Consider the following 20,358-nt stretch of genomic DNA (forward strand, 5'->3'; position numbering starts at 1 on the left):
GAGTCCGTGATCAGGGTGTTCGCGCGGATCGGCGCCCGACCCGAGCAGCGGTCAGGAGGTCCGCTGCGGAGTGCTCATGCCTGCCTGCCAGGCACGCAGGTCAATGGCGCTTCGGCGTGATGTCAGGGCGTCCGGGGCCCTGCCAATCCCCACTTTCCAGCACTCTGGGGCAGATCCGCTGATACTGACTCAGCGAATCCTTGTCTGCACGATCCCAACGGCGGCCGTACTTGTTGGGCGGACGGCAACCACCGGTATACACCCACTGCCCGGTATAGGGCGGGATCGGTTTCCAGCATGCCGGGGCGCGGATCTCGCGCATCTGGATCGAAGGCCCTTCCGTGCAGAAAAGCATGGGGTCGTTGTCGCGATAACGGATCTTTTCGTAGAACCCGCCGCCCGACTGCTGCGCCGCGATCTGGTCGGCAGCAAACAAGCCCGCGATGGCAAGCAATGAGATGATGATCCAGGAGCGCATGAGAAACCCCAATCCGTGGCAGTCAAGCAAACTCCAGCATGAATATGTGACTGCGTCAAGACAGGCCCGCGACGCCATGCGCAGGCCCGGATGGCCGCTGCATGCGGGCTCAGGCCGAGAGATGCTCGATCGCGGCGACGCTGCCGAGGCGGTCGGCCAGCCGCTGCAGCAGGGCAAGGCGATTGCCGCGCAGCGCCGGGTCCTCGGCGTTGACCATGACCTGGTCGAAGAAGGCATCCACCTCGGGGCGCAGCGCGGCCAGGCGGGTCAGCACCGCGAGGTAATCGTGCTGCGCCAGCAGCGGGTCGGTGTCCGCGATTGCGGCATCCATCGCGCTGGCCAAGGCGCGCTCGGCATCCTCGGTCAGCAATGCCGGGTCCAGCGCCGGCGCGATGTCGTCGCCGGCCTTGCGCAGGATGTTGCGCGCGCGCTTGTTGGCGGCGGCGAGGGCGGCGGCTTCGGGCATCGCGGCGAAACCGGTAATGGCGGCCAGACGCGCATCGAAGTCGCTCAATGAGGCCGGGCGCAACGCAGCCACGGCCTCGAACGCCGGCGCCGACACGCCACGCCCCTCGTACCAGCCACGCAGGCGCTCGACGATGAAGTCGTACAGTTCATCCGGGTCCGGCGCCGCAATCGGCAGCGCATCACCTGCACGCGCCAGCAGCGCACGCAGGTCGAGGTCGAGGCCGGCTTCGATCAGGGTGCGCGCCAAGCCGAGTGCATTGCGGCGCAGGGCGAACGGATCCTTGTTGCCGGTCGGCTTGAGCCCGGCAGCGAAGCCGCCGGTCAGCGTATCCAGGCGCTCGGCCACGGCCAGCACCCGGCCCAGCGGCGAAGGCGCGATGCCATCGCCGGCGTTGCGCGGCATCCACGCCTCGTCGATCGCCGCGGCGACGTCATCGGGCAGGCCCGCGGCGCGTGCGTAATGGCGCCCGGCGATGCCCTGCAGTTCGGGGAACTCGCCGACCATGCGCGATTGCAGGTCGGCCTTGGACAGCTCCGCCGCCTGCCGCGCCATCGCCGGATCCACGCCCAGTTGCGCCGCGATCGCCTCGGCCAGCGCCGCGACCCGCGTCACCTTGTCGGCCATGCTGCCGAGCTTGTCCTGATACTTGACCGTGGCCAGCCCGGCATTCATCGCCAGCAGGCCCTGCTTGAGGTCTTCCTCGAAGAAGAAGCGGGCATCGGCGAAGCGCGGGCGGATCACCCGCTCGTAGCCCTGGCGCACCGCCGCCGGATCCTTCGATTCGATGTTGGCGATGCCGATGAAGTGCTCGCTCAACCGGCCCGCGCCGTCGAGCACGGGGAAGAACTTCTGATTCGCCTGCATGGTCGAGACCAGCGCTTCCTGCGGCACATCGAGGTACTCGCGCTCGAAGCTGCAGCCGACCGCCACCGGCCATTCGGTCAGTGCATTGACTTCCTCCAGCAGCGCCGGATCGATGCGGGCGGTGCCGCCGAGGTCGGCGGCCGCGGCTTCGACCCGGGTGCGGATGCGTTCGCGCCGCTCGTGCGGATCGACCAGCACCCTGGCCGCGCGCAGGGCATCGACATACTGGGTCGGTGATGCGATTTCCAGCGCCTGCGGATGCATGAAGCGGTGGCCGCGGCTGAGGCGGGCACTGCGCACACCCATCACGTTGCCATCGGCCAGCTCGTCACCGAGCAGGATCAGCAGCCAGTGCACCGGGCGCGCGAAGGCATGCTCGTGAGCGCCCCAGCGCATCGGCTTGGGCACCGGCATCGCCGCCACCGCTTCGGCGACGATCTCGCCGAGCAGGTCGATGGTGGCGGCACCGGCGCGCACGCTGCGATGCACGAAGCGCTCGCCCTTGGCATCGCGGGTGGTCTCCAGCGCAGTCCAGTCCACACCGGCCTTGGCGGCGAAGCCCTGCAGCGCGCGGGTCGGTTGGCCGTCGGCATCCAGCGCGATGTTGCGATACGGGCCGAGCAACTCGTTGTGCTGCTCGGGCTGTTGCGTGGCCACCGCCGGCAGCAGCAGCGCGAGCCGGCGCGGCGTGTACAGCGGAGCGGCCTCGCCACGGCGATACTCGATGCCGCGTTTGTCGAGCCCGGCAAGCACGCCATCGAACAGCGCCTGCGCCAGCCCCGGCAATGCCTGCACCGGCAGTTCGTCGGTGCCCAGCTCGATCAACAACGGTTGCATCAGCGCATCGACCATCATGCGGCCTCCCGCTGCTTGAGGCCGGGGAAGCCCAGCTTTTCGCGCTGCGCGAAATAGGCCTGCGCCACCGCCTGCGCCATCCTGCGCACGCGCAGGATGTAACGCTGGCGTTCGGTGACCGAGATCGCGCGGCGCGCGTCCAGCAGGTTGAAGCTGTGGCTGGCCTTCATCACCTGTTCGTAGGCCGGCAGCGGCAGTCCGGCCTCGACCAGCGCCAGCGCCTCGCGCTCGCAGGCATCGAAGCGGTGGAACAGCTCGGCGACATCGGCATGCTCGAAGTTGTAGGTGCTGTGCTCGACCTCGTTCTGGTGGTAGACGTCGCGGTAATGCACCGGCGCGCCGTCCGGCCCGTAGGTCCAGACCAGATCGAACACGTCATCGACGTTCTGCAGGTACATGCACAGCCGTTCCAGACCGTAGGTGACCTCGCCCAGCACCGGCCGGCATTCCAGCCCGCCGGCCTGCTGGAACCAGGTGAACTGGGTCACTTCCATGCCGTTGAGCCAGACTTCCCAGCCCAGCCCCCAGGCACCAAGCGTGGGCGATTCCCAGTTGTCCTCGACCAGGCGCAGGTCGTGCACTTCCGGGTCGATGCCCAGCTCGCGCAGCGAATCGAAATACAGCTCGACGATGTTGTCCGGCGAAGGCTTCATCACCACCTGGTACTGGTAATAGCGCTGCAGGCGGTTGGGGTTTTCGCCGTAGCGGCCATCGGTGGGCCGGCGCGAGGGCTGCACATAGGCCGCATTCCACGGCTCCGGGCCCAGCGCGCGCAGGAAGGTGGCCGGATGGAAAGTGCCGGCGCCGACTTCCAGGTCCAGCGGCTGGATCAGCACGCAACCCTGCGCCGCCCAGTACTGGTCGAGGCGCTGGATCAATTGCTGGAAGGTGATGGCGACGCGGTCGGCGGGCATTGCGGCGGTGGCTCGAGCGAAACCGCTAGTATAAATCTCCGCTGCCTTGTGCCCTGTCCGCCGATGTCCCTGCCTTTTCTGATCCTCAAGACCGGCACGCCGGTGGCGCCGATGCGTCGCCATGGCAGCTTCGCGCACTGGATCCGGGTCGCCGCCGGGCTGGCCGAAGACGACACCCGCGTGGTCGATGCCGAAGCCGGCGCGGCCCTGCCCTCGCCACGCGGGCATGCCGGGATCATCGTCACCGGCTCGGCGGCGATGGTCAGCGACCGCCTGCCTTGGAGCGAGACTGCCGCCGACTGGCTGCGTGCGGCGGTCGATGCACGGCTGCCGGTATTCGGCATCTGCTATGGCCACCAGCTGCTGGCGCATGCGCTGGGCGGCACGGTCGGCGACAACCCTCGCGGACGCGAGATGGGCACGGTGCAAGTGCAATGCCTGCCGCCGGCCGCCCACGATCCGCTGTTCGCCGGCGCACCGCAGACGTTCAAGGCACAGTCCACCCATGAGCAGATCGTGCTCGAGCCACCGCCGGGCGCGCAGGTGCTGGCACGCACCGATGTGGATGATTGCGCCGCCTTCCGCAGCGGCGATCGCGCCTGGGGCGTGCAGTTCCATCCGGAGTTTTCCGCCCGCCACATGCGCGGCTACATCGCCGCCCGCGCCGCCGTGCTGCGCAGCGAAGGCCGCAACCCGATCGCAATGCACGCCGCGGTGCGCGCCGCACCCGCGGCGCGCGCGATCCTGCGACAATTCGTGCGCCTGGCGCGTGCTTCCATGTGTCCGGCCTGACCCCCCGACCCGTGCAGGCGCCTGCCCCGATGACTCCGCGACGCGTTCCCGTTTCCCGCGCCTGGACCTGGTTCATGCAGGCCATCAACCTCGGCGCGCGCAACCCGCGTGCGGTATTCGGTGCCGCGATGCTGCTGGTCGGCAGCCTGTACCTGTTGTTGATCGCCGGTACCCTGCTCGCGGCCACCGTCGGCGGCGGCGGGCAAGGCACGCCGGCGCTGGCGTTGATGGTGCTGACCGCGCTCGCGGTGTTCATGCTGGTGCCGATCCTGATCGGCGGCCTGATGCATGTGATCCGCGAAGTGGAGAACGCGCGTCCGGCGCGCGCGGCAGACATCTTCCAGCCGTTGCGCAGTGGCCGTGCCGGCCGCCTGGCGGCCTTCGGCGGGCTGCAGATCGTGGTGATGGGGCTGGCCGCGCTGGTCACCCGGCAACTGGTAGGCGACGACTACGCCGCCGCCTACATGGAAGCGGTCAATGCCGCGCTCAACCAGCAAACACCGCAGCCGTTGCCGCCGCCGGCACATCCGTTGCCCTTGTTCCTGTGGCAGACCGCGGTCAATTACTTCACCACCACGACCGTCATGCTGGGCATCGCGCTGGTGGCATTGTCCGGCCTCGGCTTCGGCCAGGCGGTGCGCGCGGCGTTGCACGCGGCACTGCGCAACCTCGCACCCAACCTGCTGGCTGCCGCTCTGTACTTCGGCGCGCTGGTGGTCGCGATCATGATCCTGAGCGTCATCGGCAGTCTGCTGCTGCTGGTGCTGGGCAAGCTGTTCATGCCGCTGGCGCTGGTGGTCGGGCTGCTGCTCACGCTCGGCTTCATCAGCGCGGCGCTGGTGATGGTCTGCGGCGGCGGCTACCTGATCTGGCGCGACACCTTCGGCGATGCCGAAGCACCGCCGAGCGCACCCGTGGTGGAACACCGGATCGAAGTTTGAGCCGCCCTCGCGGCGACGATCACGACGCCTCGGCGAACATCGCGTCCACCACGGCATCCATGCGTTGCGTCAGCGACGCGCCCGCCGCCAGCGCGAGCAACACCGGCAGCAGCCCGGCGATCACCAGCACCAACACGCCCCAGGCCGGCGTGCGTTGCCGGGCATCGGCGCGCCAAACCACGCGCGTGCCGGCCAGGCGGTCATGCAAGGCGCGGTGATCGGGGCCCGAAAGTGCCAGCAGATGGCCGATGTTGAGGCTGAGCCAGGACAGCGCACCGGCCAGATGCCGCGCCAGCGCCCGTGCAAACGACAGCCGAGCGCCGGTGTCATCGACCACATGCAGGCCGAGCGCGCGCTTGCCGAGCGTGGCGCCGCCGACACGCGATTCCAGCCACGGCCAAACGACTGCGGCCAGCAGCAGGAACAGGCCGAGCGGTGCCGCCAGCAAGCTCCACAGGCGCGTACGCAACTGCGTCAATGCCTCGAGCAGCGGCGCGCTCGCGGCACGCATCTCTGCGAGCAGGCTGGCAAAGTCCTGCGCCGGGCTCGCGGCCAGCGCCACCATCTGCCGCACCATCGCCTGCGCCAGGCCGCTCCATGCGGCATCCACGGCCAACCAGCGTGGCGGCAGACACGGCGCGCACAGCAGCACCGCGCAGACGAGCAGCAGGCCGGCATCGAGCAGCCAGGCGACCGCGCGTGGCCACAAGCCGGCCGCCTGAACCGGGTCAGCCGGCGGTGTCGCCATCATCCCGCGCACCGCGCTCGCACCGGCGCAGCAGCGCCGCGGCGAGGATGCCGACTTCGTACAGCAGGCACATCGGCAGCGCCATCATCACCATCGACAGGCCATCACCGGGAGTGATGATCATCGCCACGGTGAAGCAGGCAATGATCGCGTAGCCGCGCGCCTGCCGCAGTTGCCGTGCATCCACCCAGCCCAGCAGCACCAGGATCACCAGCGCCACCGGCACCTCGAAGCTGAAACCCGAGGCCAGCGCGATGATGGCGACGAAATCGAGATAGCGGGCGATGTCCGGCATCATCGCCACACCTTCGGGTCGGGTCAGCGCGAGGAACTTGAACATCGCCGGCAGCAGCACGAAATAGGCGAATGCGCAGCCGGCGTAGAACAGCAGCACCGAGGATGCCAGCAGCGGTGCGGCGAGACGTTTCTCGTGCCGGTACAGCCCCGGCGCGATGAAGGCCCAGGCCTGGTACAGCAACACCGGCGCGGCGCCCAGCAGGGCCAGGTACAGCGCCAGGCGCAGCGGGGTGGTGAACGGGGTCAACGGATCGGTGGCGATCATCTGGCTGCCGGCCGGCAGCGCCGCCAGCATCGGCCCGGCAAGCAGGTTGTAAAGGCGATCGCTGAACACCGCGAACACGGCGAACAGCACGATCACCGCGATCACCGCCTTGAGCAGGCGCGCACGCAATTCGACCAGATGCGACAGCCAGCCGGCCACCGGGCCTTGGGATGCGGGCTCAGGCGCGTTCATCGGATCGGTCGTGTTGCGCATCGGGGGCGGTCGCATCCGTGCGCGCGGCTTCAGCGGATGCCGCGCCATCGTCCGCCTTCAGCGTGGCCTTGGCCTCGCGCGCTGCATCTTCCATCCCGGCGATGCCTTCGCGCATCGCCTCGCCGGCCTCGTCGACCGCCGCTCGCGCCTGTTCGAGACTGCGGCGCAGGTCTTCATCGGCCAGCTCACGCTCGAACTCGCTTTTCACCGTATGCCAGTGCGCACGCGCACGACGCACCCACAGGCCGGCGAAGCGGGCCGCGCGCGGCAGCCGTTCCGGGCCCAGCACCAGCAGTGCGACGACACCGAGGATGACGAGTTCGGGAAAACTGATTTCGAACATCGCGCCGCGATGCCCGCTCAGGAATCGCGCGGCGACACGTCTTCCTTGCGCTCGCGTCGTGTCTCGTCGGCCGGCGCCTGGCGCTGGTCCTCGATGCGTCCGGGCTCGTCATCCGGGTCACGCATGCCCTTCTTGAATCCCTTGACCGCGCCGCCGAGGTCCTCGCCGATGTTGCGCAGGCGCTTGGCGCCGAACACCAGCAGCACGATCACCAGCAGGATGAGTAGTTCGCGCCAACCGACCATGGCGTTGATTCCGCTTGAATACCAGACGCCACAGCATACCGCAGCGCCGTGCCTGGCTCAGGGCAGCGGCGTGGTGGTGACCTTGCCTTCGTCCTTGTCGGTCGCGCTGCCGGTCGCGGGCGCTGCCGCACCTTCCGTCGCGGGCTGCGCCACCGGCGCATACAGCGGCTTCTCCTCGGGTACATGGCGCCGACCACGCGCATCGGCGGTGGCCTGGTCCAGTGCCTGGCGCAGGCTGGCGACCGCGCCACTGGGCGGCTGCGGCGCGCGGTTCTCGAAAATCATGCGTGGCGTGGCACCCTTTCCGTACACCGCCTGGTTGGCCTCATCGTCCACCTTCAGCACCGCGCCATCCAGCGCCACCCCGGCGAACAGGCCGCGTGCGCGCGACCATGACCAGATCTCCGCCTTCAGCTGGCCGTCGGTGGCGGCCGCGGCATTGCGCCCGACCGGACCGGCGGCGACCGCGGCATCGGCACCCAGGGTGAACTTGCCGTTGACGATGTTCTGCACCCCGCGGTCATTGCGGATCACCAGCACCACGTCGGCCGATTGCACGCCGGCCTGGAAGCCGACGCTGCCACCGACCAGCTTGACGAACACCGGGTTCGACCACGCACCCTCCGCGGTCTTCACCGACATCAGACCAAGCCCGCGGCGACCACCGAAGATCAGCCCGGCCTTGACCGTGTCCGGCACGATGACGATGCCGCGCGCTTCGTCCAGCAGTTTGTCCGGGATCGCCGATTCGGGCATCGCCAGACTGTCGCCCAGGACGCGCGCCGCATTGCCGGCACGTGCATCCTCCGCGTCACCGGCGAACGCCGGCGGGGCGAGGGCCAGGGCAAGAGCGAGGGCAAGGGTCGAGATCGGGCGCATGCGGGCAATCCGTGTGATCGGGGCAGCCTTGAGCATAGCCGCAGCCGACACCGCTTTTCCGGCCCGCGCATGAACCGCGGCGCACGGCGGCATGCGGAAGGGTATCCTCCCCGGCCATGTCTGCCTCCACCGCTTCTGCCTCCACGCCCCGCCGCGCCCTGCTGCTGGTCAACCTCGGCACCCCGGCCAGACCCGATGCGGCCGCGGTGCGCGAATACCTGGGCGAATTCCTGCTCGACCCGCGCGTGGTGCAGATCCCGCGCTGGCTGTGGAAACCGCTGCTGCAAGGCGTGATCCTGCCGCGGCGCAGCCCGGTGGTGGCACAGAAGTACGCCGAGATCTGGACCGACGAGGGCTCGCCACTGCTGGCACACAGCCGGCGGCTCACGCAACGGGTGCAAGCCCTGCTGCCGGATTGGACGGTGGCGCTGGCGATGCGTTACGGGCAACCCGCACTGGCGGCGGAAATCACCCGCCTGCATGCACAGGGCATCCGGCAGCTGGTACTGCTGCCGCTGTACCCGCAGTATTCGACCACCACCACCGCCTCGGTCGACGATCTGGCCCGCGCCACCGTCGCGGGATTGCCGGGGCTGGAATTGAAGGTGATCGCGGACTACCACCGCGACCCGGGCTGGGTCGAAGCCATCGCCGCCAGCATCCGCGAGCACTGGCGGCAACACGGCCGCGGCGAGCGCCTGCTGCTGTCCTTCCACGGCATCCCCGAGCGCCTGGTGCGTCAGGGCGATCCGTACGCCGCGCAGTGCGAAGCCGGCACCGCCGCGATCGCCGAGGCACTGGGCATCGCGCGCGACGAAATCCTGCTGACCTATCAATCGCGCTTCGGCCGCGAGCGCTGGCTGCAGCCCTATACCCTGCAGACGGTCGAGCAGCTCGGCCGCGAGGGCGTGCAACGGCTGGATGTCGCCTGCCCCGGCTTCGCCGTGGACTGCCTGGAAACGCTGGAAGAAATCCGGCTGCAGAACGCCGATGCGCTGCGCGAGGCCGGTGGCGGCGAGCTGCGCTACATCGCCTGCCTCAACGACCGGCCCGACCACGCCGCCGCGCTCGCCGCGCTGGCGACGTCGCTGGCCTGACCCGTCCCCTGCCCGCGAACCGGCACATGAACCTCGAAGACATCCACATCGACATCCCCCTCGGACGCATCGCCGCCTTGCGCGGCGGCAGCGCCGACGCCACCCCGGTGCTGGCACTTCATGGCTGGCTGGACAATGCCGCCAGCTTTGTGCCCCTGGCGCGGCACTTGTCCGGCATCGACCTGGTCGCCATCGACCTGCCCGGCCACGGCCGCAGCGTGCACCTGCCGCCCGGTGCGCATTACACCTTCGAACTGGCCGTGCACCACGTGCTCGACGTGGCCGATGCACTGGGCTTCTCGCACTTCACCCTGCTCGGCCATTCGATGGGCGCGGGCATCGCCAGCCTGGTCGCCGCGGCCTGCCCCGAACGGGTGACCCGTCTGGTCTGCATCGAGGCACTCGGTGGCCTGTCGCACCCGGCCGAAGAAGCCGCGCAACGGATGCGCGAATCGGTCGCCGCCGCGCGCACGCGACGACCGCTGCGCGTGTTCGACAGCATGCAGCCGGCGATCCAGGCACGCATGCGCGCCAACCAGATGAGCGAGCCGGTGGCGCGCCTGCTGGTCGAGCGCGGCATGCGCGCACGCGATGGCGGACTGGTCTGGGCCAGCGACCAGCGCCTGACCGTGCCCACCTTCCTGCGTCCGGTGGATGCGCAGATCGAGGCGCTGATCGCCGGCATCCAGTGCCCGACCCGGGTACTGTTCGCCGAGCCGGCACAGCCCTACCTGCCCGATGCGGTGCGCCGCGGCTATGCCGCGCAGCTGGTCGATGGCCGCATGCACGTGCTGCCCGGCACCCACCACCTGCACATGGAAACGCCGGCAGCGGTGGCCGCGTTGCTCGCCGACTTCCTCGCCGGGCGCTGAAATCCCGCGCGCCGCGTCAGTCGGCGCGGGTCAGTTGCAGCGCGCCCTCGAGCACCTCGAACAGGCGCTTGAACTCGCCGGCCATCAGCGCGAAGCGGGCATCGAGTTCGGCGCGCAGATCGTCGCGTTCGGTGCTTTCCAGTTGCTCCACCGCACCATCGAGCAGCTTGAACTTGCGGATCACCAGGTCTTCGCCCAGCACGAAGCCGACGTGGTCATCGAGGTTCAGCGCCAGCCGCACCACCTGTTTGCCGGCCTGCAGATGGGTGTCGATTTCCTCGCCGGCCAGTTCCATGCGCTGGATCTTGACCACCGCGCCGCTGTCGGCCGGGTCACGCAGTTCGCATTCGTCGCCGAGGGCGAGCCCGCCCGGCAGCGGGTCGCCGGCGATCCAGCCGGTGAGCACCGCGCGCGGGGCGACTTCGGCATTCACCGGCAACGCCGGGAAGCTGCCGAGCGCTTCGCGCAGCAGCGACACCACCGCCTCCGCATTCTTGCGCGAGGACGTATCCACCGCCAGCACGCCATGCTCGAGATCGATCAGCGCATCGGTGCGGCCGGGGCGCACGAAGGCGCGCGGCAGCAGCTCGGTGATCAGATCCTCCTTCATTTGCCGGCGCAGCTTGGCACCGGGCCGGCGCGCATGCTGCGCCTCGTACTCGGCGATCTTCTTCTGCAGCAGGTCGTTGACCACCGCGCCGGGCAGCAGGCGATCCTCGCTGCCCATGCTGAGCCAGAGAGCATCGCCGACGCGATGCATCAGCGCCGCCTCTTCGCCCTCGTTGCGACCGAACGGCGAGATGAAGCCGCGCGATGACAGCTCCATCGGACCGACCGGCTTGAGCGCGGCTTCGGCCAGGCGGTTTTCCAGCCCATCGAAAGAGAACGAAACGGGGAAACGGAACAGGCTCAGGTTGCGGAAGAACATGAAGACTCCGGAAGCGGGGACGGTGCCGTCGGCCACCCCGGCACACGGGCCGGGCAGCCGAAACGGGGTGGAGGGCTCAGGCGTCAGCCCGGCGCATCGGGCGCGCCGGCCAGCCAGGCATGCGCATCGGGCAGTGCCTCGCCGCCGCGCCGGCCCAGTGCCATGAAGTCGAACAGCGCCGGGTCGCTCAGTTGCGAAGGGCGGATGTCGGCCAGTGCGCGGGCCATGGTCTGGATCCGGCCCGGGTGTTCGCGCTCCCACTGCCGCAGCATCTGCTTGACCTGTGCGCGCTGCAGGTTTTCCTGGCTGCCGCACAGGTTGCAGGGGATGATCGGGAACTGCCGGGCCTCGGCGTAGGCCTCGATGTCGGCCTCGCTGACGTAGGCCAGCGGCCGGATCACCACATGCCGGCCGTCATCGGAGAGCAGCTTGGGCGGCATGCCCGACAGCTTGGCGTGGAAGAACAGGTTGAGGAAGAAGGTGTTGACCAGATCGTCGCGGTGGTGGCCCAGCGCGATCTTGCTGAAGCCGTGTTCGGCCGCGTAGGTGTACAGCGCGCCGCGGCGCAGCCGCGAGCACAGCGAACACATGGTTTTGCCTTCCGGGATCACCCGGCTGACCACCGAATAGGTGTCCTGTTCGATGATGTGGAAGTCCACGCCCTGCGAACGCAGGTACTCGGGCAGCACGTGTTCGGGAAAGCCCGGCTGCTTCTGGTCGAGGTTGACCGCGGTGATGGAAAAATTGACGGGTGCTTTCTTCTGCAGCTGCAGCAGCACGTCCAGCAGGGTGTAGCTGTCCTTGCCGCCGGACAGGCACACCATCACCTTGTCGCCGTCCTCGATCATGCCGTAGTCGGCGATCGCGCGGCCGACCTGGTGGCGCAGGCGCTTGGCCAGCTTGTCGGCCTCGCGCTTGCGCGCGCGCGAATCGTCAGCGGCAGGTGTTGCGGCCGGCGCCTCGCCGGCGCCAGCCGCATCCAGCAGGGTCAGGGGAATCGGGTTCATCAGGCGAGGCATTGTAGCCGCGCCCCCGACCCCCGGCATGCCTCAGGGCAGCCAGACCCGGTTCATCACCGCCGGGTCGGCGGTCAGGCGGGTGACCCGGCCGCGGGCATCGAAGTGCACCTGGAACTCCTTGAAGCTATCCAGCCAGTAACGCCACAGGTTGGACTCCAGGTCCGGGTTCTCACTGCTGACCGGCCAGCCCAGCGCGGTGCGCACCTGCTCGCGGGTCATGCCGGCGGTCAGCTTGGACTGGCGCACTGCCTGCTGCACCTTGGCCGGCCAGCTGGCAATCTTCTGCCTCGGGTCTTCACGCAGCACGTAGCGGCTGGCGAACTCGTCGGGCTTGAGGTCGCGGCTGTAATCGTTGCCGATCGCCTGCTTGCTGCCGTCGATCACGACGCGGACGCGGTTGCGTCCATGCCCGGTGATGCTGACCGGGGTGCCCGCAGGCAGCATCTTCTTGCCGCCTTCGGCGTAATTGATGTCGCTGATCCAGCTGCCATCGGTGCGCATGTTGCAGCACAGGAAGCCGTCGTAGCGTTCCTGCGCGGCGGCAGGGGTGGAAGCGGTAGCCAGCAGCGCGGCGGCGCCAAGCACGATCAGGATCGGGTTCATTGCTGTTCTTCCTTGCATGAATGCGGCCGGGGCCCCGCCGCGATGGCGACTTCCACATCCGGGAGGTGCGGTAGCCCCCTGTCCGCACACGCCGATTGTGGCATGCGCGGCCTGTCGCCGCACGCGCTATGCTCGATGCATGAGCCGTATCGACGACCCGCTGCAGTTCCGGCAATTGATGCGACAGCTCATGCAGCTGCGCAGCGAGCACCGCGAACTGGACGCGACGATCGAACGCCTGCATGCCGACCACTGTGGCGACGAACTGGCGCTGAAGCGGCTGAAGAAGCGCAAGCTGCTGCTCAAGGACGGTATCGCGCGGCTGGAAAGCGCGTTGATTCCCGACCAGCCGGCCTGACACCGCACGCGTCGCGCATGCGGCATGACGCCCTGCCCCACGCGGCCGGCTTCAGCCCGCCTCGCTCCCGCCGCTGCCGCCCTCGGCGTCGTGCTCGCGGGTCGCTTCCGGGCTGATCTTCTCGATGGTGTGGCGCAGCTCGCGGCTGAGGATCACCTTGGCATCACGTGCCCACTGGTTGAGGCGCTCGTCGTAGACCAGGCGCGCGTTTTCGTCGGCCCAGACCAGGCGCAGCTCGCGCAGTTTCTGGATGAAACCACGGAACAGCGACTTGTCGAAGAACTCCGGCGCGGTACGTGCGTACAGCAGCGACAGCCGCTGCGCGGCCAGTTGGCACAGGCTTTCCAGCTCGCCCGCACTGAGCGTGCCCGAACCATTCTTGGCCAGCACCGAAATCGCGATGTAATAGCGCTCGAAAGCCTGCTGCAACGGATGGCCGATGCCGCGCAGGCGGAATACTTCATCGCTCTGTCCGGAGTGGCGGGCCAACAAGTCACCGTCCTCGTCCACCTTCTCGAGCAGCCCTTCGCGCACGAACAGGTCGGCGGTGGCATCGATGCGCGCGGCGAATTGCTGCGGCGTCCACGGCAGGAACAGCTCGGCCTGCAGGAACGGGTACACGTTTTCGCCAAGCCGCATCAGCAAGCTGCGCGACATGCGCCGGTTGTGCAGGAAGCACACCGCGATCCAAGCCGAGGCAGTGAACAGGTGCAGCACGTTGTTGCGGAAGTACGACAGCAGCACCGCCTTGTCATCGGCCACGTCGAGCACATCGCCCAGCGGGTGGCGAATGCGCCGCAGCACGCCGATCTCCTCGCCGTGGGCAACAATCTCCGCCGGGCTGTGCGGGGTCACGGTGATGCGATCGGAATAGGGGATTTCCGCCAGCAGGATCTTCGACAGCGCGATCTGCGCCAGCAGGTCGGCTTCACCCATCGCGTTCTTCGGCGTGGACAGCAGGGCCATCGCCAGCAGGTTGATCGGGTTGACGTCGGCGGCGCGGTTGATGTTGACCTGGATGCGCTGCGCCAGCGTGGCGACGGTATCGGCCAGCCATTCGGGACGGTCATCATCGGCCAGCGGTTTGCCATCCCAGCTGCCGGCATGGCTCGCCAGCACCTCGTCGAGGTGGATCGGCTCGCCGAAGTTCACCACCACCTGGCCGTAGTTGCTGCGCAGCACCCGCGGAATGCCGGCCAGCAGTTGCCAGATGGACTCCTTTTCCTTGGGCTTGCCGGACAGCTCGTCGAGGTAGCTGTTGCCTTCCATCAGCTTCTCGTAGCCGATGTATACCGGCTGGAACAGCACCGGCCGGGTCGGGCGACGCAGGAACCCGCGCAACACCATCGAGATCATGCCGCCCTTGGGCTGCAGCAGGCGGCCGGTGCGCGAGCGCCCGCCCTCGATGAAACATTCGATGGAATAGCCACCGGACACCAGTTGCGCGACGTATTCGGACAGCACCGCCGAATACAGCGCGCTGCCGCGGATAGAGCGGCGGATGAAGAATGCCCCGCCCTTGCGCAGCAGGGTGCCGATCAGCGGCAGATTGAGGTTGACTCCGGCCACGATGTGCGGCGGCACGATGCCGCGCTGGTACAACATGTACGACAGCAGCAGATAGTCCATGTGGCTGCGATGGCTGGGCACGTAGACCACTTCGTGCCCGGGCGCGGCGGCCTTGAGCATGTCCAGGTGGTGCACCAGCACGCCGCGGTAGATGCGGTTCCACACCGGGGTCAGCAGGAAGCTGGCCGAACGCACCACCGGGTGCGAGTAGTCAGCGGCGATTTCCCAGGCAAAGGCATGTGCCTTCTTCCACGCGTCCGCGGGCTTGCCTCCATCACGCCGCGCCTGATCGGCAATCGCCTCGCGCACGGCCGGCGCGGCCAACACGCGGTCGATCAAGAGGCGGCGGGTGGACAGGTCCGGGCCGATGACCGCGCTGCGGATGCGGCGGAAGTGGGTGCGCAGGACGCGCGAAAGCTTGCGCACGGTGCGCTCGGGCGGCAAACCTTCATCGACCACCGCGCGCAGCGATACCGGCGGCGAGAAGCGCACCAGCGTGCCGCGGCCATTGAGCAGGATCGCCAGCAGGCGGCGGAAGCGGCCGACCAGGGTCCAGTTCTCCGAGAACAGCACCGAGAACCAGCCGCTCTGCTTGTCCGGCGCACGACCGACGAAGATCGACACCGGCAGCAGATGCACGTCCAGCGCGGGATCTTCCCGGTGCGCTTCGAGCAAGCGCGCCAGCGAGCCGGAATGGGTCTTGTGCTCGGCGCCGGGCGCCAGGCCCAGGGCATTGGCATGGCGACGCGACAGCGCAACATAGGCGCGCTTGCGTCCGAGCGGATCACCCGGCAGGGGCTGCAGCGGTGGCGGCAGGCCGGCCTCCTGGCAGGCGCGATCGAGGATCAGCGCATTGCTGAGGCCGTACTCCTCCAGCACGTAGCAAACCGGACGGCCATCGGCGAGCTCGGCCGGCGCCTTCGGCTCCAGCTTGAGCGCGACCCACGGTCGCAGCAGGCGCCCGAGCAGGCGCGCCCACCATGGTCGCGAGACGATCAGCGAAGTGCGCGGCCGCTTGCCACGGCCGTCATCCGGTCCCGGTGCAGGCGATGGCGCCTCGGGCTCGGCGGCCGGCGGCTCCGGAAACGGCAGCGGGCTCTGGTTCTGCATCGGCGTATTATCGCGCAGCAGGCGTTTGCGCCGCGGGTGCCGTTGCCTCGGCGTCATCATCGCCCGCGTTCGCATCGCCGACCAGCGATTCGCGCGCCGCACGCAGGTAATCGGACAGGTACCAGCGCCCATCGACCTGCTCGACATCGAGCACGGTGACGATTTCCTTCTCGTCCAGCACGTAGCGCACGCGCACCTGGGCACGACCATCGGCGCTTTCCAGAGTTTCCGTGCGCAAGCTGGCCAGCGCCGAATCCACGCCCAGGCCATACAGGCCGAGCACCTGCTTGAGCGCGATGTACAAGGGCGTCAGCGCCTTGAGGCCCTCGTCCAGGCCAAGCCGGCCGAGGTCCGTATCGCCGTGCAGGCCGCTGCGCTCGGCGGCGCGCACCAGGATGCGAATGCTCTCCTCGCCGCGGCCCGGATCGCCCAGCGGCGCGCGCTGCGCCCAACTGGCGACCACGTCGATCAGGCGGGTGTAGTGCTGGCGCTCGCGTTCGTCATAGCCGCCTTCGCGACCAAGATACTGCTTGCCGAACAGGCCCAGCGCACGCGCCGATTCCTGCAGCGCCGCGGTCTGCCCCGCCAACTGGCGCTTGAAGCCGGCCTGCAGGCGCGCCTCGGCGCCGGGCGCGGACAGCGCCTCGAGCAGGCCGGGGATGCTGTCATCCAGCGGCAGTTCGGTCAGTGGCCAGCGGCTGCGTCCCTCGCGCCAGGCAGTATCCAGTTCGGCATGCAGCGCGGCCGGCACCGCGGCACGCGCGAGTGCGTCCAGCTCGTTCTGGCGCAGATGGCCGATCAGCACACTGACTGCGCCCTCGGGGGTGTCCGCGCCCGGCAACACCTGGCCAGGCGCGGCCGCTTCGCGCTCTGGCGGCGCAGAAGGCGTGCAGGCGACGAGGGCAAGGCAGGCGAGCAAACCACTCAGCAAGCCGGCATGGCGCCACGGACGGATTGGCATCGATGATGTCTGCAAATGAACCCCTGCCCGCATCTTGACCACAGCGCTGGCCGCGCCGCAAGTCACCGGCGTCATCGGCGGGGGCAAAAAAGAAGGAGACCGGAGGTCTCCTTGCAAATCCGGCAACGCCGGAGGACGTGTTGTGGCAAGGGCAGGTTAACCGCCCGGCAAACTTTATGCAACACCTTAAGTATATCGGTGCAAGTTATTGATTTCAGGGGTTTTCTTTGTTCAGCCCTGCCCGCTTGGCCGCACGCCGCTCGGCGCGCGGCAGGCCACGCCGGTTGTCGTACAGGGCCGGTTCCCAACTGCCGTAACTGGGGTTGGGCAGCATCCACCAGCGCTCACCCCACCACGACGCGTAGCTCTGCGCCTGCGCTGCGCGCGCCGCGGCGGCATTGTCGGCAATCTCGACGAAATCGCCCAATTGGTCGCCGAACTGCATCACGATGCGATACCCGCGCGCAGCCAGCAGGCGTCGGCAACGCTTGCCGCTGCCCTGCTGTTCGCAGCCGGCGACCTGTTTGCCGAGTCCCATGAACACTTCATCGTGGGCCACCGGGAAACCGACCGCACGCAAGTTGGCCAGCGTCGCCGCCTTCTGCGCCTCGGTGCGATTGGAGATGTACAGCAAGGTGATGCCACGCGCCTGCGCGGCACGCGCGAATTCCACTGCGCCGGGCACCGGTCGCGCCTTCTGCTGCGCGACCCAGCGATCCCAGCCGGCTTCGTCGAACTCGCCGCCTTCGGCAATCAGGCGCGCCTGATAGGGCGAGTTGTCGAGCACGGTTTCATCCACGTCGACGATGATCGCCGGCGGCAAGTCGGCGGCAGGTCGGTCACGCTCGGCAGGCGGCAGGGCGTCCTCGCCGGAAGCCAATGCCGCATCCAGACGCGCCTCGGCGGCGCGGAACAGGCTGCGCGTGACCTGCGCATACTCCGCCGAGCCCTGCATCCAGGCCACGGCGTTGAGATTGTCGTCGGCCGCCACCGTGGCCGGGGTGCCGGGCGGCGCCACCGGCGCGTGCAGGCAGGCGCTGAGCAGCAACACCGCGGCGAGCAACGGCAGGTGGGCGGGTCGCGGCAAGCGGGATGTCAGATGCATGGAGAACCTCGTGGCGGTGCAGTGCCGCACGCAGCGGCGTGGGCGGTCAGGACTCAACGATATCGCAGGGCAGCCGGAGAGCGTCAGCCCGTGAAAAGCCGCAAGGCATGGACGAGAAGAACGAAGGTGCCGTCACATGGCACGCCGCGGCGCGGCAAAACTCCCGGCAACGCGGCCTGATCTGCGCCGTTTGCCGGCCTGCCCGGCATCATGATGCGGCAGGCGATGCCGGCATCACGCGCATGCTCAGGCCAGCACCGGACCCCGGCGCTGCAGCTGCTCCTGCTGCTCACGGGCTTGTTGCTGCTGCGCAGTCTGGTTGTTCAGCGCAACGGCCTCGGCATTGGCCTGCCATTGGCGCGTGCTTTCTTCCACGGGCGTCTTGATTGCGGCCGCGGTTTCCACATAGGCGACGCCACGCACGTTCGGCCCGTTGTCGGCACCCAGGACAAAGGCGCGGCTGCCATCGCGGCTGAGGGTGACATTGGCCACCTCGGGGATGTGCGGACTGGCTGCGGTCAAAGAAGCCGCCAAGCGCTCGCTTTGTTCATCCGGCGAGCGCCCCATGTTGCGATCAATCGTCGAAACACCCGCGTAGACCTGCTGGTATCGGCCGAATGCCGGATGCCCGGGATCTCGCATGTCCGGAGAACCTTGCATCTCCGGATCAAGGAAGGCCCCGCGGCGACGAAGATGTTGTTCCGCCTGCCGTGCTGGCTCGCCAGGCGGCAGCGGGGAGCGAAAGTGAAGCACTGCGTCCTGCAAATGGCCCAGTCCTGAACGCGACAGGGTGGTGGTCAGCCCGCGCAGATTGGAGACATCATCGCGATATTTGTCGAGCATCGGGTCGTATTGGGCAGCCACGGCCCGGGCTTGCGCGTCGCTCAGTACCGGTCGATCCGGCTTGTAGTCACCATCCCACGGTAGGAAATTGTGCATGTCATGGGAACCGCCCCGCATTGTGTCAATGGCAGCCCCGACGTCATTTCTGCGATCGAATATACGGGAACGATTGTTTTCGTATCCGTTGCGTTTCAGCGTATCGATTTCCTGTGCATTGCTGTATACCCGGACCTGGCCGTAATGCGGTGACGCGGCACTGACCATGTCCGCACCCATCACATGGTTGACGAAGTCATTGCCCTCTTCCGGCACCCGATAGAGTTTGCCGGTCACCGGGTTGCGCAGGTTCAGGCTGGCGGCACCGTAGGCATTGAATGTTTCCCCTTTCAGGCCGAAATAGTGTCCGCTGATCTGGGCCAGCGTGCCGCCCAGGGAATGGCCGGTGACGGTCACGGCTGGCGATGACACGCCGTTGTCACGCGCATACTCGTCGGCCATCGAGATGGCCGTTCGAGTCAGGTCAATCGCATCTTTCGCCTGCGGGTTGTGCCGCGCGACCACCATGCTGCCATCGGTCACCACCAAGTCTTCAAGCATCTGCCGCTCGAACTCGGTGCCACGATGGGCGACGATGATCGCACCGCTGTTGACGTGCTGATACACCACCCCCTGGTAGCCGGAGGGCTGGTCAGAAAAAGCGAGGATCTTGTAGCGCTCGCCTCCGATCACCGCCTGCTTGTCAACCAGTGAGTTGAAGTCCACCGCGTTGCCACGCTCATCACGGCCATAACTATGGTCGGCAAGATAGGCATGCTGCTGGCTGGAAACCGTCATGGCATCGCCTCCTTCTTCGGCTCGAAGGTCACGGTAAACAAGTCGTCATCGGTGATGGAGGGGCCGAAACGACTGCGATCAGACAAACCGAGGCTCAATGGCTCTTCGAGCTCCGACGAATCCCGTCGCGGGTAAGAAGCCTTGTTGAAAAAGACAGTCTCTGTCTGCTCGTTCAACAATTTGAAGTTCGGAATCGCGGGGACAAAACGTGTTTCACGCGCGCCCCCGGAGGCCTTCATGCGAATCCGGAACTGGATCAGTTCCCAATGGCAAACCCCGCGACCGGTGTAATCCTCATCCAGCATCTGGTCGGCAAACACGACCGCTTCGTATTCGTTTTCCGACAGTTGCGTGAGCGGAATCTCGATGTCTTCGGTCGGCACCGGGGCGCTGCGCCCGCCGGGATTGTCTCTGGGTGGTCGCAGGCATTCCTTGTTGACCACGTCGTATTGCGCCAATGCCTGCTTCCAGGCGAACGGCCCGGGGGCATCCTTGATCGTGATGTGGATGCGATAGCCCTCCTTCGGGGAGGGATTGGTGCGGTAGCTCGCAGGCGCGGTGTCGGAAACAGGGGTTTGCATGCTCATACCTGAAGGGTTGCAAGCGACCAGCAGCATGCCGGACAGCAGGGACAGGGAACGGGTCATGGAAGATCTCGTCAGGCAGACGCGGGCGGCGGGGGACAGGTCAAGCCGCATTTGCGCCATTCAGCCTCTGGTTTAGCACACCGATCTGACACCGACAAGCGCATGCCGC

The 20,358-nt window shown here is 67.8% G+C and carries 21 protein-coding genes; 5 read left to right on the top strand and 16 right to left on the bottom strand.

From position 1 onward, the window contains the following. Positions 1-100: 100 nt before the first annotated feature. The 3 genes from ACW11F_RS10625 to glyQ form a co-directional block, all read right to left on the bottom strand. Entirely contained in the window at positions 101-478 is a 378-nt protein-coding gene (locus ACW11F_RS10625; RefSeq protein WP_456996879.1) for a hypothetical protein, read from the bottom strand. A 109-nt stretch (positions 479-587) separates the two neighbouring features. Next, a complete protein-coding gene (gene glyS / locus ACW11F_RS10630) occupies positions 588-2,663 on the bottom strand; it encodes a glycine--tRNA ligase subunit beta (protein ID WP_456997097.1) in 2,076 nt (691 codons plus the stop codon). Then, positions 2,663-3,580, bottom strand: coding sequence for a glycine--tRNA ligase subunit alpha (gene glyQ / locus ACW11F_RS10635; RefSeq protein WP_456996880.1), 918 nt, complete (start codon positions 3,578-3,580; stop codon positions 2,663-2,665). The genes glyS and glyQ overlap by 1 nt, the downstream gene beginning before the upstream one ends. Positions 3,581-3,643: 63 nt before the next feature. Between glyQ and ACW11F_RS10640 the strand changes: the two genes are divergently transcribed. Further along, positions 3,644-4,372, top strand: coding sequence for a glutamine amidotransferase (locus ACW11F_RS10640; RefSeq protein WP_456996881.1), 729 nt, complete (start codon positions 3,644-3,646; stop codon positions 4,370-4,372). Positions 4,373-4,401: 29 nt separating this feature from the next. Next, positions 4,402-5,313 (top strand): hypothetical protein, encoded by a 912-nt coding sequence (locus tag ACW11F_RS10645; protein WP_456996882.1) that lies wholly within the window; start codon positions 4,402-4,404, stop codon positions 5,311-5,313. Between the two features lie 19 nt (positions 5,314-5,332). Here the strand turns inward: ACW11F_RS10645 and ACW11F_RS10650 are convergent, their stop codons facing one another. Genes ACW11F_RS10650 through ACW11F_RS10670 form a run of 5 tightly spaced genes read right to left on the bottom strand, consistent with a single transcriptional unit; the run spans position 5,333 to position 8,303 of the window. After that, positions 5,333-6,061 (bottom strand): RDD family protein, encoded by a 729-nt coding sequence (locus ACW11F_RS10650; protein WP_456996883.1) that lies wholly within the window; start codon positions 6,059-6,061, stop codon positions 5,333-5,335. Next, positions 6,042-6,815 carry a twin-arginine translocase subunit TatC gene (tatC, locus tag ACW11F_RS10655; protein ID WP_456996884.1) on the bottom strand — a complete coding sequence of 258 codons (774 nt, stop codon included), beginning with the start codon at positions 6,813-6,815 and terminating at the stop codon, positions 6,042-6,044. The genes ACW11F_RS10650 and tatC overlap by 20 nt, the downstream gene beginning before the upstream one ends. Beyond that, positions 6,802-7,179, bottom strand: coding sequence for a Sec-independent protein translocase protein TatB (gene tatB / locus ACW11F_RS10660; protein WP_456996886.1), 378 nt, complete (start codon positions 7,177-7,179; stop codon positions 6,802-6,804). The genes tatC and tatB overlap by 14 nt, the downstream gene beginning before the upstream one ends. A gap of 17 nt (positions 7,180-7,196) precedes the next feature. After that, complete coding sequence (gene tatA / locus ACW11F_RS10665) at positions 7,197-7,424, bottom strand: twin-arginine translocase TatA/TatE family subunit (RefSeq protein WP_456996888.1); 228 nt, start codon at positions 7,422-7,424, stop codon at positions 7,197-7,199. Positions 7,425-7,481: 57 nt separating this feature from the next. Further along, positions 7,482-8,303: a lipid-binding SYLF domain-containing protein gene (locus ACW11F_RS10670; protein WP_456996889.1), complete on the bottom strand. Its 822-nt coding sequence runs from the start codon at positions 8,301-8,303 to the stop codon at positions 7,482-7,484. A gap of 116 nt (positions 8,304-8,419) precedes the next feature. Between ACW11F_RS10670 and hemH the strand changes: the two genes are divergently transcribed. Further along, positions 8,420-9,400: a ferrochelatase gene (hemH, locus tag ACW11F_RS10675; RefSeq protein WP_456996890.1), complete on the top strand. Its 981-nt coding sequence runs from the start codon at positions 8,420-8,422 to the stop codon at positions 9,398-9,400. 26 nt (positions 9,401-9,426) lie between these two features. Beyond that, positions 9,427-10,272, top strand: a complete 846-nt coding sequence (locus ACW11F_RS10680) for an alpha/beta fold hydrolase (protein WP_456996891.1) — start codon at positions 9,427-9,429, stop codon at positions 10,270-10,272. Positions 10,273-10,288: 16 nt separating this feature from the next. Here the strand turns inward: ACW11F_RS10680 and ACW11F_RS10685 are convergent, their stop codons facing one another. From ACW11F_RS10685 to bamE, 3 genes are all read right to left on the bottom strand, one after another. Beyond that, positions 10,289-11,200 carry a recombination-associated protein RdgC gene (locus ACW11F_RS10685; protein ID WP_456996892.1) on the bottom strand — a complete coding sequence of 304 codons (912 nt, stop codon included), beginning with the start codon at positions 11,198-11,200 and terminating at the stop codon, positions 10,289-10,291. Positions 11,201-11,283: 83 nt separating this feature from the next. Next, positions 11,284-12,207 (bottom strand): tRNA 2-thiocytidine(32) synthetase TtcA, encoded by a 924-nt coding sequence (ttcA, locus tag ACW11F_RS10690; protein ID WP_456996893.1) that lies wholly within the window; start codon positions 12,205-12,207, stop codon positions 11,284-11,286. A gap of 42 nt (positions 12,208-12,249) precedes the next feature. Continuing rightward, positions 12,250-12,822: an outer membrane protein assembly factor BamE domain-containing protein gene (gene bamE / locus ACW11F_RS10695; RefSeq protein ID WP_456996894.1), complete on the bottom strand. Its 573-nt coding sequence runs from the start codon at positions 12,820-12,822 to the stop codon at positions 12,250-12,252. Positions 12,823-12,961: 139 nt separating this feature from the next. Between bamE and ACW11F_RS10700 the strand changes: the two genes are divergently transcribed. Beyond that, the gene (locus tag ACW11F_RS10700) at positions 12,962-13,180 is read left to right on the top strand and encodes a DUF465 domain-containing protein (RefSeq protein WP_456996895.1); all 219 of its coding nucleotides are present in this window, start codon (positions 12,962-12,964) and stop codon (positions 13,178-13,180) included. Positions 13,181-13,231: 51 nt separating this feature from the next. Here the strand turns inward: ACW11F_RS10700 and plsB are convergent, their stop codons facing one another. From plsB to ACW11F_RS10725, 5 genes are all read right to left on the bottom strand, one after another. Further along, entirely contained in the window at positions 13,232-15,859 is a 2,628-nt protein-coding gene (plsB, locus tag ACW11F_RS10705) for a glycerol-3-phosphate 1-O-acyltransferase PlsB (RefSeq protein ID WP_456996896.1), read from the bottom strand. Positions 15,860-15,866: 7 nt separating this feature from the next. Continuing rightward, on the bottom strand, positions 15,867-16,820 hold the full coding sequence (locus tag ACW11F_RS10710; RefSeq protein WP_456996897.1) for a hypothetical protein: 954 nt from the start codon (positions 16,818-16,820) through the stop codon (positions 15,867-15,869). Between the two features lie 214 nt (positions 16,821-17,034). Continuing rightward, positions 17,035-17,925: a 5'-nucleotidase, lipoprotein e(P4) family gene (locus ACW11F_RS10715; protein ID WP_456996898.1), complete on the bottom strand. Its 891-nt coding sequence runs from the start codon at positions 17,923-17,925 to the stop codon at positions 17,035-17,037. Between the two features lie 246 nt (positions 17,926-18,171). After that, positions 18,172-19,602, bottom strand: a complete 1,431-nt coding sequence (locus ACW11F_RS10720; RefSeq protein ID WP_456996899.1) for an XVIPCD domain-containing protein — start codon at positions 19,600-19,602, stop codon at positions 18,172-18,174. Continuing rightward, positions 19,599-20,249: a hypothetical protein gene (locus ACW11F_RS10725; RefSeq protein ID WP_456996900.1), complete on the bottom strand. Its 651-nt coding sequence runs from the start codon at positions 20,247-20,249 to the stop codon at positions 19,599-19,601. Before ACW11F_RS10725 ends, ACW11F_RS10720 begins: the two co-directional genes overlap by 4 nt. Positions 20,250-20,358 lie beyond the last annotated feature (109 nt).

Source organism: Luteimonas sp. e5, from assembly GCF_054031035.1.